The organism is Candidatus Jordarchaeum sp., assembly GCF_052745115.1.
The window spans coordinates 1-12,625 of the sequence record NZ_JBRAKS010000087.1 but is presented as its reverse complement, the minus strand read 5'-3'; the positions used below and the strand labels follow the sequence as shown (position 1 = coordinate 12,625).

Here is a 12,625-nt window from a genome sequence, read left to right as displayed (position 1 = left end):
AGGCTCGAATATGAGCTTCCAAGAATCCCCCGACTTTAGTCGCGGGGAGTGTCAACACGTATTATTATCACACTTTATATTGAAACCGGCTGGTTTTGAACATGATGGAACAGATTGTTGAAGGAATGGAAAGTGAGGCTCGAAGAATCAAAGTATTAGTGATGGGGCCTCACGCAGCTGGCAAAACCGCGATTCTCAAACAGACAATTTATGGATTACAAGCAGATAAGCTCAGAAAACTTTTACCCACAATACTCATCGATGTTCCTCCCGAAACTAAGAAAGGCAAATATCTGTGTCGATTCTTTGAATGTGGAGGCCAAGAAAGATTTTTTGAAGAATATCATCGTCCAGAAAATGAAAAAAACATCTTTAACAAGGTTAACATTTTCATATTTGTTGTGGACTCTGCGAACGAAGATGCTTTGCCCCTTGCCCATAAAGAATTTTGGAGAGCCCTGACCAAATTATCTAAATACTCACCTAACGCCCTAACAATTATTTTCGCACACAAACAAGACCTACCAGACACCTTTTCTCCGGGAGAAGTGATGGACCTCCTATTATCACCACCAGGAAGCGTTTATCCTACAAAGCTCGACTTTGCAAATTTGGTAGAGGAGGCTAAAAAAATCTCAAAACGAACGTTATGCTACGGTACCTCCATAGAAGAACTCGGAAATAAAAAAAATAAGGCTAATAATCCATGGATTAAATCCGATGAGGCTATTCAGATAACTCTGCAAATTTACTCCAAATTCATACAAGAATATTCTGAAAGCTCAGAAAAAATAAAAGCGGAAAAAGATTCGAGCAGTCATGTTCTCCAAGAAATTTTAGGCAAATTAAACAAAGAGGTAGGAGCTTACGGAAGCATGCTAATTGACAAATCCAGTGGTCTCTCAGCAGCGTCTACAGTAGATCATGAGGAGATAACACAATCAATGATGGGAATCATCATACTTAATTCTACCAAAGTCCTAAGAGAACTGGAAGAAAAAGTACTAAACATAGTAATACTGAGAGGCGAAGAACACAACGTGATGCTGGTAAATGTTACAGAAGACTTCTCACTACTAGTCATACTACCCTTAGAAACTGATGTTCAATTAGGATACGCAATATACATGGTCAGTGAAACCGCAAAAAAAATCAAAGAAATTCTCCAATCCACCCAAACCACTACATCAAAAAAAGATAAAAAATAACAATAATAATTCGCTGATTTCTATTTTGATTAATAAGTTGGAAAATTAATCAATTTTTTCAACTGAGCACTTTTTTTAAAAATACCTTCAGTCCTTGTGTTCTTAATCTCCCCATTTAGTTTTAATAATACCGAGCTCCGTAACTGTTTGCAAAAGTTTCTCAACGGACGTACGAATATACTCTTCCTTCTTAGCGCCGGTAATGACTAATTTTCCTGTGGTGAAGAGGAGTATTACAACTTTTGGGTCTTTCATTCGGTATATGAGGCCGGGGAATTGTTCTGGTTCGTATATTACGTCAGAGAGAGTGTAAGCGGCGAGTTCTAGATTCAGCTCGGCTCCCAGGCTGGCGGAGGCTACAACGTTCTGAATCTCAATCTCCGGTTCTATTTTATCTGCTAGCACCCCAATTTTTTGAAGCTCCTGTACAATTTTATTCACCGCTTTGTGGACCTCCTTCACACTCTTGGCTCCGGTTGAGACCATGCGTCCGGAACTGAAGATTAGGGTAGCGGTTTTGGGGTCATTGATTCTGTAGACTAGTCCTGGGAACTGTTCTGGATTGTATTCTGAATTGGGATTTTTTTGGGCAATCTTTGTTAGATCGATTTTTTGGTTTATTTTTACCGATGCGACTACATTTTCAATATTTATAAACTGGATTTTTGGAATACCTTTTACCCCCTAAAAATTTTAGAATGTCGCCCTTCCAAATTTGTTACTACATAATTCTGTGTTCACTGGTAATTTTAAATGAATAATACGGTTACCATCTAATAAACTTACATACACCATACTTAAAAATATAATTGTTGAAATTTCGCTTCATCCATTAAGCTTAAAAAATTTATTAAATTGTAAAATAAAAATTGCGACCCACTATAAACAATGAAGACAGAACCCCTAAAAGTTTTTTTAAACTAAAAATGCTCAATAAAAGCAGCTAATAGATGATAATTTTGCCAATTCAAATACTTCTAAGGCTCCTGGTCCAGATTTTGTTCCTTGTATTTCTGGCCTAAATCGGCGTAGGTTTGGGCTCCCCAGGTTAAAATTTCCACTTCAGAATCATTTAACTCCCTGATCTTTTTTGCTGGAACCCCCGCAACCATTACTCTGGGTTCAACCTTTGTATTCTCTAAAACTACAGCCCCCATAGCTACTACTGTCCGTTCACCTATCTCGGCTCCTGAAAAAACTATGGCACCTGTACCTATCACCGCACCGTTGTTAATCTTACAACTGTGAACCACTGCGGCGTGCCCAACCAAAACCTCATCACCGATAAAAATGTGTCCATGCAGTACACAATTATCCTCAACCGCAGATAATCGACCAATTCTTATGGGTGCAAAATCCGCTCTTATCACGGCTCCATACCAAATGCTGCTCTTTTCTCCTATTTCCACGTCTCCAATAATGGTGGCTGTGGGTGCTATGAACGCCGTTGGATGAATTCGAGGTTTTTTACCGTTAAACTCCACTAATGGCATAGTTCCTCCTCCAAAAAATTCATGGTATAAACTAGCGTTAAATTTCTATTTCTCCTATTTTCTTTTGGAAAACTTTGGATTGATCTCCAAAATTTTTTCTACAGTCCATCTGGAGAGTGTTCCCGTTGTATCTTGGCATTCGTGGAGGGAACCGGTTTCACCTGCCATACCGGCGAATTCCAGCATAGCTTTAGGATTGGTGAATCTGTACGATTTTCCCCAGTGATGGAATTGAACTTCTTCGCATACTATGTGGCCATATTTTTCCTGCATTTTCTCACCCACCTCTGCCACCGCTTTGCATAGTTTGAGCATTTTATTTATGTCCTTCTGAATTTCTTCTTTTGAATAACCAAAGCTGTAGCTGATTGCTGCGGCGGCGCCGGCCATTGCCCCACAAGTTCCTATTGCCATGTTACCGGTGCCTCCGGCGAGACCCACGATGGCCTTCCAAGCATCATTAACCATAGGATCATTCTCGTAACCGAGGGTGTCCATAGCGGCAGCAAAAACGGTGGGAGCACAAGCCCGCCACTTGGGTAAATAATCGTATCCACGCTGGTAGGCCTCTTCTAGAATTTTTTTATTTTTCCCACTTTCCTCTGTCATAATATAGCCTCCGGTGAAGTTGACCTTTACACCTATAATGCTTTGGAATAATAAAGCTTCTGCTAAGAATTAACGCTATATTATTACTTTCTGAGTTCTAAAAATTTTTATTCTTAATTGTGGCTGACGAAAAAAAACAAATTACAAAATTATTTGTTTCAAATAAAGATTAATTTAAAATATATTAAAAAAGGGAAGTTTTGGTTTTTTACATTTTTATCTCCTTTTGGAAAACTGTGGATTATATTCCAAAATTTTTTCTACAGCCCATCTTGCAAGGTCTCCGGTAACTTCTTGGCACTCGGGAGTTGCTTTCTTTTCTCCCGACATGCTTGCGAATTCCAGCATGGCTTTGGGATTAGTGAATCTATACGATTTTCCCCAGTGATAGAATTGAACCTCCTGACACTGTATGTGGCCATATTTTTCCTGCATCTTCTTACCCACCTCAGCCACCACACCGTTAACGTTAAGCATCTTCAAAATATCCTTCGCCAGATCCTCCTTCGTGAAACCAAAACTGTAACTAATCGCCGCAGCGGCTCCGGCCATAGCTCCACAGGTGCCAATAGCCATATTACCTGTGCCTCCGGTCAAACCTATGGTAGCTTTCCAAATCTCATTGATCGTAGGATCCTTATCGTAGCCTAGTGTGTCCATAACCGCAGCAAAAACGGTAGGGGCGCAGGCACGCCATTTCGGCAAATACTCGTACCCGCGTTTATATGCTTCATCCAAAATTGCCTTATTAACTTTTGATTGTGCCAAAAACAATCCTCCACTTATTTATTTCATTGACTTTAAAATCTAAAGCTTAAAAATAATAAAGTTTCCGTTTGCTTAAGTTACAAAATTTATTACACTGGAAAAGGAATTCTAAAAAGTGTGTCCAAACCTTTAGATTCAAAGCGATAAAGTATTGAGACATTTTTACAAAACATTTTTTTGCACAGAATCCTTAGGAAATTATTAGATTCTTATAATCTGTAAAAGTTGTTTATTTCTAACTATTTATTAAATGGTGTTTAGAATGGAGCTCGTTGGATCGGGTATACATGATTTGGATCTTTTGCTTAGTGGTGGATTCATACGTGATTCACCGGTATTACTGCTAACAGAGACTGGCACCATGGGGGAGCTTCTTCCTCTTCAAATAATTAATCACAGAATGAAGGAAGGGGATTACGGATTCGTCTTTGACCTAGATTTTCCTCCCATTAGGATTAGAGACTGGTTTAAATCCTTCAACTGGAATCTGGAAAGTTACGAGAAGGATGGACACCTTTTCATTGTAGACGGATTCACTAATCTCTACGGAAGGTTACCCACCGAGGAAAAGTATGTGATAGAGAATCCAAGAGATATTGTATATCTTGACTCTTACCTCCATGATATGAAGCCGTTAATTGAAAACTATAAGAACAAGCTATTTTGTGTTCTGTATCTCAGTAATACGTTTCTTACAAAAGGACAGCACCTCGATAAGATAGTTAACCTAATTTATAAAAACAGGATAACACTGAGCCAATACGGGCTCTCAGTCTTCGTTTTTGATAAAGGTATGATGGATAATAAGATGTTAAGCACACTTGAACACGCATTCGATTACGTAATTGAACTAAAGATTGTAGAACAAGAGAATAGCTTTCAGAAGTATTTGAGAGTAACTAAATCCCCTCTAATAAATTACATTAGCGATATGGTTCCCTACGAGGTTACGCTCAACGGAATAGGCTTGAGAACAGAAATTATACAGGAATTCGAAGGTATGAAGCACAACGCCAAGATGTTACAGAGTGGCAACATTGATTTTATGGGTATTAGAATGACATTTATACCAGCGGATATTTTCAACCTGTTCTCTAAAATAATGATTGAAAAAAGTGATTATGAAACAGGATATCAGCTAACCCACCAGTTAGGAAAAGAAATCGCGTACCCCATTACTAAGAATCTTCTAAACAAGTTTAAAATTGCCAATTTGGAAGAAGCAATCTTATTCTGTGCCAGAACGTGTACACTTATGGGATTTGGGGAAATGATTATTCAGGATTATAATCTTGAAAAGGGAATTCTAAAGATAAGACTCGATAACTCTCCTATATGCACACAGCTAAATTCAGGTAAAAAAATGGGAGCATTCCTTGAAGGCGCAATAGAAGGTGCAGCAGAATTTTACACCGGACTAAAATGTAATTGCGAAGAAGTTAAGTGTGCTTCGAAAGGAGACAAATATTGCGAGTACAAATTAACATTCTTGCAGGAGAAATTGAAAACTCAAGAAACCAAAACATAATAATTTTTAAAAAATTGATTCAAAATAAATCCGGCAAATGAATTATATAATCATTAACTCTCTCTTTCCCAATTTATTTTTATTAAAAAATACTATTTTTCCACTAAACTTATATGTTAAACCATATCCCGTTTTCAGATATTAAAAAACAGAGGGATTTTTTTTGGATTTTATAGATGCTCACACACATATAGTTCCAGTCAAATTTTATAGTGAAGACTTACTGAGAGCGGTTGCGAGTTTGATGAGGGTCGACCCCGAATTCTATAAGAGTATTTCACAAGACCCAAGGAATCTCATAAAATACATGGATGAAAAATCCATAAAAGCGCTGGTCATTATGTCTTATCCCGCACCAGACGTGATGGGTTTTGGAGATGAACAAGTGGACGAGGTCGCCGATTACGTGAAAGACCATCGAGACCGATTGCTACAATTCGGATCAGTAAATCCCCGCCTTAATAATAATCCATTGCCCAGACTAGAGGAAATGTACAGTAAATATGAGATAAAAGGATTAAAACTTCACCCTGTGCATCAGCTCGTTAAAGCCAACAATTATCGCCCCGAGGAAGCGGACATGAAAAGTCTTGAACAAATATACCAATTCGCAAGCGATCATGAACTCCCAATGCAAATACACACCGGAACCAGCATGTTTCCCAAAGCTCGAAACAAGTATGGAGATCCTATATTCCTAGATGAGCTCCCTCTCGACTTTCCCAAAATGAAGATAATTCTCAGCCACGGGGGAAGACCAATTTGGATGGAGACCGCTTTCTATCTTCTTAGAAGACACAGACAAATGATATTCGACATTTCAAGCATTCCACCCCACCGACTACTCGACTACTTCCCGAGATTTGAAATGATAGCCGACAGAGCCATTTTTGGCAGCGACTGGCCGGGACCCGGCGTACAAACCATTCACGAAAACATGCAAGAATTCTTAAAACTACCGTTAACCGAAGAAGTCAAGAGAAAAGTGGCTTATGATAATGCGGCAAAACTTTTCAAATTAAAGTAAATTATTGGTCATTACCATTCCCTAATTCCCAAAAAAAGGAAAAAATAAACTCTTTTAGGAAACTAGTTTTTATGTTTCATACCAGAGTGCAATGCCTGCAATAAGTGCTAGCAGTCCTCCGATGTTAAAGAATAAGAAACCTAAAAATCCGAAAAATGCCATTAGGCCTGCTCCCGCCCTGATACCGAATCGACTTAATAATGCACCAAAAGATGTTAGCCATCCAATAGCCTCAATAATAATTCCACCTATTACTATGGATGATGCGCCCTGTAATCCAAATATGGGGGCAAGTGGACCAAAAGAGAATGCTGCCAGAGTAGGAGAGATGTACGATATCAATGTAAGAATTATGCCCAAATAAGATGGGTAAAGATAAGCCAATATTTGATATGCGACTACACTGGCTCCCGTAGTTACTCCCAGAACAATCATTATAATTCCTGTTAACACTATGTAGCCTGCACCGATTCGTCCCAACCAGTTCCAAGCCTTTGGATTTACCACCAATTTTTCCTCCTAAACTTGATATCTTTATTTTTTCTTGGATTAATTACTCGATTATAACCTCGGTTTTTGAATTTGAAAAAAATATAGAATATTTTAAGGTTTAAATTGTTTATAAATCAATTGCTTGATGAGACGTATTTATTCTTTTATATCCGGTACGTGTTCGCTATATTCCTGCTGGATATATGCCAGTGTGGTTAGCGCTGTTCCGGTTCCCCAGTCAAATGTGATGTAGCCATGCACTCTGCGATCATAACCGGTGTGTCCATAGTTCTCGTATATAGCACCATAATCTGAGGGGTGAAGTCTCCTAATATTCGTGGGAGCGACTTTTCCGTTTTTGGGAACTAGCATAAGTGTGAATGACGCTTTTAGTGCGTAGATACCCCTTTCTAGATATTCTTTTTCACCTAACAACTTGTAATAATCTAGGAGTGTGGGCGCAAATAGAGCTTGGCGAATATCGGACCACTCAGCATCGGTATTTTGGCAGCCGAAGCCTCCAAAAGCGTAAAATGAGATGTAGGGTGGATTCCAGACTTGTTGGAAGAGCAGGAGAATATCAAGTACACGTCTACCATAATCCAAATATTTTTTCTCCCCCGTGATGCGGTAGACTTCCTTTAGGGCTTCCGCTGTCCAGAAGATGCACATATTATTATTAGGATACTGAGCGGTAAATTGATCATAAGTGTTTGGAGGTAAAATGGTGCAGGAGAAGAATGTTTCATAGTCTAGCCAAAGATTTCTCGGTATTACTTTCCTAATAATGAAATCCATTCCCTTCTTCATCACATCAATCAGAGATTTATCCTTCGTCAGTTTGTATAATTCCGCTAAGAATAGCACCGCTGCACTGGTTCCCGTTGACTCCTTTAAATCCTCGTCGGGAACATATTTTCCATTTTCAATTCTTATCCAGGTGGGGATGGCTCCTGAGGGTAATTGTTGTTTTTTCAATGCTTCTCCAAGTTTCTTTGCTTTTTCAAGCAATTTTTCATCCTTTTCTAGGTTATTATACCATTTCAGCATCCAGTAGGCAGTCCAGCACATATCCGGAACACTGTAAGAATCTGTGTAGTGGAAGCCTTTGGAACCATTCACCCAGTTTATACCTTCCTTTGAGGGAAAGCAGATAACAGAGAAGAATCCCTGGTTTTCAGGCAGATTTAATGCCAGATTCTTCATCTTAGTTGCACGATTCACTAGTTCCTTATCTCCCCACTTTTTGCCGAAGTAGTAAAGACCATAAGCACTTCTAAAATTACAGAACCAGGTCTGATTCCATATCTCAGCCCTCAACTCGTCATGTACCGCATCCTCAGAATTCCTATCCAGCGTGTCCAGTAACTCCACCCCAATATCCGGAAGAACCTTATTCATCATGAATCCTTCATCGATTTTCTTGTTAAGCTCATCCATTTTTGCAAATCGCTCATTATCAACCTCAACATATGTTACTACATTGTTCTTCCATCCACTCCTGTAACTTCCCCCACAAGGCATACCGTTTAACTCGAACTCCCTCCACATCTCATTCTTCCTGAGAAAATATTCCGCACCATACCTAGCATACTTCTCAAAAGGCATCACTTGGGGCAGAGGACTTTCCAGATACTTTGCCGCGAACCTTCTCCACAAGAAGCTAACAGGCTCCCGTAAACCATTTACACTATCACTATCCCCTTTAAGATAGAGGAAATAACCAAATTTTGCTCTGCGATTCTTCTTACCCTCTAGAACTGTCTTAATTCCTTGGAATCTCACGTGATCTTGTGGCTTATAATTTTGGATACCGTAGGCAATCAAGGTCCAGTTATTCTGCTGTGGCCGTTGCTCATAATTTATACAATTCCTTAAACCTTCATGCCCCTCAATTAATTCCACATTCGGAATAAGGCCCACAGATATATTTCCCTTCTGCAAGTAGACTAGTGGGGAACGAAAAATGAAATCTGCGATGACATTATCCTCCCTTAGCCTAACATGGGGAACCCACTTTAAATCATATTCACTCTCCTTATTAAAAGCCGCGAGTAGGTTAGAATAAATGTAGTCAAACTCACTAAGCTGCTTTAACAGCAATTTGTTCTCAATATAAAAATAGTTACTGTGCAAAAGATTGATTTTAGTTTCAATCTTGATATTCTCATCTTCACCAATTAAAACAATAGTTCTATCATCTTGTTTCTTTGATTTAGAATATCTTATATGAAACTTTTCTACACCAGTTTTATAACAAAGGAAACTCAAATTTGAAATATCATTAGGACAAGCACTTTTTATCACCTTGGTCCAGTCTTTATAGCTACTTTTGACCGAGAAAATAATCTGAACCAATCCCTCTTTCTCCGAAACATTAACCCTTACATACTCATTTTCCACAAATAAATCATCTAGCAAACACTAAACCTCCATCATACATAGAAAAAATTTCTTCAAGTTATATTATTTATAAAAAGTCTCAGAGAATTTTATATTTTCAAATTCTATTAAAGGTTTATTGCTCCGCAGTCTGGGCACTCTCTATCTATGGTCAACAGCCGCTTCTTACAGTAGGGGCAAATGGTTTCCTTAGGAACTAATGATTTCCAAATCTTATCTAATCTTTTCGCCTGATCAGTTTTCACTTCTTCACTTACTGAGTGGGCTGTTTCAATTTCTTCAATCGCAATTGATGGTTCTACTACTAACTCATTATTTGGGGGACTATACCCTTCTTGTGGTGTGGCTCCAGGTTCTGATGAATCAGAAATTGATGAAGATTCAGGGAGAACAGTTTCAGTTTTCGGCTTAGATTTTGATTTTACTAAGGGGATTGAGATTATCCTCTTCCTTGGTTTTGCCTCCGGTTCGACTTCAAGCACTGATGGTTCTAATTTCTCAGCGTTAATGATTCGCATTCTTTCCTCAAATATTTCTTTTATAGGTCTATCTGAGACCAATATTCCCGTGTTCGGAGCTTTTATTTTTAAGGCTCTGGCTTTTTCAAGAGTTTCCGGAATTTTTTTCCTCAATTCTGCGGGCAGATTCTTAAACTCTATAGTGGTTTTTCCAAGAACGCCATGGGGTTTAAATAAAATGGTGTTTTTCATCATCCCAAAGTTGTATTTATCAATTTTATCCAGAGCCAATTCTAGGTATAGGGAACGTTGTTTTTTTTCAATACCTGAAATAACTGGTGTCAGAATTCCCATTTTGAATTCGTCCGTGAATTCGGTGATAATAAAAACTCGAGATTCTGATACTAATAAACGGGCAAAAAAGCCCTCCGGATAATCCAAAGACTGCCGCTTAGCATATGTTTCCCCTTCCCAAAAGGCAAGAGGCTTACCCCAATCCAGATTTATATTAACCTCAAATTCCCCCAAAATTTTTTCTTTCAACCCTGAATCCATCCAACATTACTTAATATTAGTTTCAATTCAGAAGTATATTTAATTCTTTTGAAATAGCTCAATTAAGACTTTCATTTTTCCTTTTAAAAAATTATTCTAGTCGGCAGGGTTTTGCTATAGGGTGTGAAAATATAAGAAAAGGCATTATTCCAGAAACATTGCTTATTATTCTTCTCTAGATTTGAATTATCTCAACTATTCAACCCTTGGACAGCTTTTTTTATCAAACCACGAGTGCCTATTATCTTGAGTCGACAAAAGCCATATGGTTGATCTTCAATGAGCTTTAAATTTACTCTTTAAAATCCTCTCCGACAAAAGAATGTGACTATCAAAAGAGTAATGACAATCAACACAATACGGTATGTAGCAAACAAAGTCATTTTTCAAGTCTCTAAAAAACACACTAATATTTGTACTATTACAATTGGGGCACTTTAGACTTTTCAAATCTACACTATCCTCCAACATCTTCAAACGCTCAATCTTAAGATTCTGAATCCTTACCCTCTCAATTTTCAACCTATGCATTTTTTAAACCAGCCCCCTAAAAAGGAAGTTAGAGTTACACTGGTTTAGTAACTAGTATATCTTAAAAGTAACCCCGCTTCTTCCTGCTCTCAATTAATTTTGAGTATGAGGGAAGTTAAATCTCATAACTCTTGCAATATTATGTAGAAAAGATAAAATTATATAAGCTTATGGTTCATATTACGCCCAATATTTGAATATGAGGTTTAAAACGCAAACAAGTGCAAGTTGTTAGAGGCGCATTATCATCATTTTAATTTATTTTTGAACTCTTTCCCTATATTCCACGCTCGACCGATGTGCTCCCCAACTTTCCAGTATTTATTATCATGCATAGAAAATACGATCGGATTAATCTTCTTAATGTCCGGCAGACCATCAGTTAGGTATCGTTCATCAGCATAAGCTGCAACAATCTCTCCGATAAAAACTTCATCGACCGTAAATTCCAGAGTCTGGACAAGTTTACACTCCATATTAAGCGGACATTCCTTAATCATGGGAGCAGTTTCAAGTTTACCGTAAAAACGTCAAAAAGCTGAGATTTATCAACATTTTTCCCTGAAACCAGTCCGCAGTAATCAGTGATCTTTACCATTTCAACAGAGGGAATATTAACACTGAAAGTTTTGTTTTCTCTTATTCCCGGGTTGGTATAGTGACGTTTACTCAAAGCTATTGAAATGGCCGGAGGATTATGGTTCACTATTCCACAGTAAGCAATAGTTAAAAAGTTCGGCTTACCACCCACATTTGCTCCAACTAGAGTAGTGGGCATAGGATACAAAAAAGTCTTAGCACCAATTTCCCTTTTTTCCATAGTTTTATCCACCTATAAAAAACATTATTTTTGGTACGTATTTAATTGTTGTGATTAAAGAAGTGATATTGGGGTTCTAAACGCTAAAAGAAATCCTATTTTGGCTTTTTTGATTAACACTCATCGCTGGAAAAAAAGACCCCAAATAGAGCCCTTTTCCAAAAAAGGACGAATATTATGCCAGATCAATCTCCGTGAGCTAAATACGTACTATTTTTTCAATTTATAAACAGTTTTCAGACAACGTTCCACTATTTCCTTATATTGATTTATAAGAGGGAGAAGGAAAAAAGGAAGAGAAGGCGAAGAGACTTAATTACGGAGGAAACTTTTATTATATCATTTTTTAAAAAAACAATTAATGCACAAATTGGGTAGTACTTGTAGTCGTTTAATACCTCCATTAAAATATTTTTAGGAGATTTTGTTACCAAGATATTTCCATTTTTCTTTGCTTTTTTTTATGCTTTTTTTTACGCTTTGGTTTAATGCCTAATTGTTTTTCTACTTCTTTTTTTACTACTTTTTTTGCGGATTTTTCCACTTCTTTTTTAACCGTATACGGGAAATATATGCTTGTATTTTGCTCAACAAGTTTCCCCGAAAAGAAGCGTTTTTTAAGCCCCCGAAACAAAGGAGTAAACAACCACATAATTAAGAACAAAATTAATAGAAAATGGTGGTGCACATGTTCTAAAAGCACATGGTTGCCCAAAATAAGGTCATTCCAGAC

The 12,625-nt window shown here is 37.8% G+C and carries 13 protein-coding genes; 3 read left to right on the top strand and 10 right to left on the bottom strand.

Annotated features, from left to right (window positions below; all coding sequences use genetic code 11):
- Positions 1-101: 101 nt before the first annotated feature.
- Positions 102-1,208, top strand: a complete 1,107-nt coding sequence (locus tag ACUVXA_RS08190) for an ADP-ribosylation factor-like protein (RefSeq protein ID WP_445870761.1) — start codon at positions 102-104, stop codon at positions 1,206-1,208.
- Positions 1,209-1,310: 102 nt separating this feature from the next.
- Here the strand turns inward: ACUVXA_RS08190 and ACUVXA_RS08185 are convergent, their stop codons facing one another.
- The 4 genes from ACUVXA_RS08185 to ACUVXA_RS08170 all read right to left on the bottom strand — a co-directional run bounded on the left by ACUVXA_RS08185 (position 1,311) and on the right by ACUVXA_RS08170 (position 4,078).
- Entirely contained in the window at positions 1,311-1,856 is a 546-nt protein-coding gene (locus ACUVXA_RS08185; protein ID WP_445870762.1) for a TATA-box-binding protein, read from the bottom strand.
- A 329-nt stretch (positions 1,857-2,185) separates the two neighbouring features.
- Positions 2,186-2,701 (bottom strand): gamma carbonic anhydrase family protein, encoded by a 516-nt coding sequence (locus ACUVXA_RS08180; protein WP_445870760.1) that lies wholly within the window; start codon positions 2,699-2,701, stop codon positions 2,186-2,188.
- Between the two features lie 54 nt (positions 2,702-2,755).
- Complete coding sequence (locus ACUVXA_RS08175) at positions 2,756-3,310, bottom strand: C-GCAxxG-C-C family (seleno)protein (RefSeq protein WP_445870759.1); 555 nt, start codon at positions 3,308-3,310, stop codon at positions 2,756-2,758.
- Between the two features lie 216 nt (positions 3,311-3,526).
- On the bottom strand, positions 3,527-4,078 hold the full coding sequence (locus ACUVXA_RS08170; RefSeq protein ID WP_445870758.1) for a C-GCAxxG-C-C family (seleno)protein: 552 nt from the start codon (positions 4,076-4,078) through the stop codon (positions 3,527-3,529).
- 262 nt (positions 4,079-4,340) lie between these two features.
- Here ACUVXA_RS08170 and ACUVXA_RS08165 point away from each other — a divergent pair, with 262 nt between their 5' ends.
- Both ACUVXA_RS08165 and ACUVXA_RS08160 read left to right on the top strand, forming a co-directional pair.
- A complete protein-coding gene (locus tag ACUVXA_RS08165) occupies positions 4,341-5,606 on the top strand; it encodes an ATPase domain-containing protein (protein ID WP_445870757.1) in 1,266 nt (421 codons plus the stop codon).
- A 163-nt stretch (positions 5,607-5,769) separates the two neighbouring features.
- On the top strand, positions 5,770-6,633 hold the full coding sequence (locus tag ACUVXA_RS08160; RefSeq protein ID WP_445870756.1) for an amidohydrolase family protein: 864 nt from the start codon (positions 5,770-5,772) through the stop codon (positions 6,631-6,633).
- Positions 6,634-6,702: 69 nt separating this feature from the next.
- Here the strand turns inward: ACUVXA_RS08160 and ACUVXA_RS08155 are convergent, their stop codons facing one another.
- From ACUVXA_RS08155 to ACUVXA_RS08130, 6 genes are all read right to left on the bottom strand, one after another.
- Positions 6,703-7,143 (bottom strand): hypothetical protein, encoded by a 441-nt coding sequence (locus tag ACUVXA_RS08155; protein WP_445870755.1) that lies wholly within the window; start codon positions 7,141-7,143, stop codon positions 6,703-6,705.
- Positions 7,144-7,281: 138 nt separating this feature from the next.
- Positions 7,282-9,546, bottom strand: a complete 2,265-nt coding sequence (locus tag ACUVXA_RS08150) for a hypothetical protein (protein ID WP_445870754.1) — start codon at positions 9,544-9,546, stop codon at positions 7,282-7,284.
- Positions 9,547-9,635: 89 nt separating this feature from the next.
- Positions 9,636-10,529: a hypothetical protein gene (locus tag ACUVXA_RS08145; RefSeq protein WP_445870753.1), complete on the bottom strand. Its 894-nt coding sequence runs from the start codon at positions 10,527-10,529 to the stop codon at positions 9,636-9,638.
- 791 nt (positions 10,530-11,320) lie between these two features.
- Positions 11,321-11,572 carry a hypothetical protein gene (locus ACUVXA_RS08140; protein ID WP_445870752.1) on the bottom strand — a complete coding sequence of 84 codons (252 nt, stop codon included), beginning with the start codon at positions 11,570-11,572 and terminating at the stop codon, positions 11,321-11,323.
- Positions 11,569-11,892: a flavin reductase family protein gene (locus ACUVXA_RS08135; protein WP_445870751.1), complete on the bottom strand. Its 324-nt coding sequence runs from the start codon at positions 11,890-11,892 to the stop codon at positions 11,569-11,571. The genes ACUVXA_RS08140 and ACUVXA_RS08135 overlap by 4 nt, the downstream gene beginning before the upstream one ends.
- A gap of 427 nt (positions 11,893-12,319) precedes the next feature.
- Positions 12,320-12,595, bottom strand: a complete 276-nt coding sequence (locus tag ACUVXA_RS08130; protein WP_445870750.1) for a hypothetical protein — start codon at positions 12,593-12,595, stop codon at positions 12,320-12,322.
- Positions 12,596-12,625: the final 30 nt, after the last annotated feature.

Coding starts and splice junctions, on each gene's coding strand:
- ACUVXA_RS08190 (WP_445870761.1), top strand. CDS start 102: ATGATGGAACAGATTGTTGAAGGAATGGAAAGTGAGGCTCGAAGAATC.
- ACUVXA_RS08180 (WP_445870760.1), bottom strand. CDS start 2,701: ATGCCATTAGTGGAGTTTAACGGTAAAAAACCTCGAATTCATCCAACG.
- ACUVXA_RS08175 (WP_445870759.1), bottom strand. CDS start 3,310: ATGACAGAGGAAAGTGGGAAAAATAAAAAAATTCTAGAAGAGGCCTAC.
- ACUVXA_RS08165 (WP_445870757.1), top strand. CDS start 4,341: ATGGAGCTCGTTGGATCGGGTATACATGATTTGGATCTTTTGCTTAGT.
- ACUVXA_RS08140 (WP_445870752.1), bottom strand. CDS start 11,572: ATGATTAAGGAATGTCCGCTTAATATGGAGTGTAAACTTGTCCAGACT.
- ACUVXA_RS08135 (WP_445870751.1), bottom strand. CDS start 11,892: ATGGAAAAAAGGGAAATTGGTGCTAAGACTTTTTTGTATCCTATGCCC.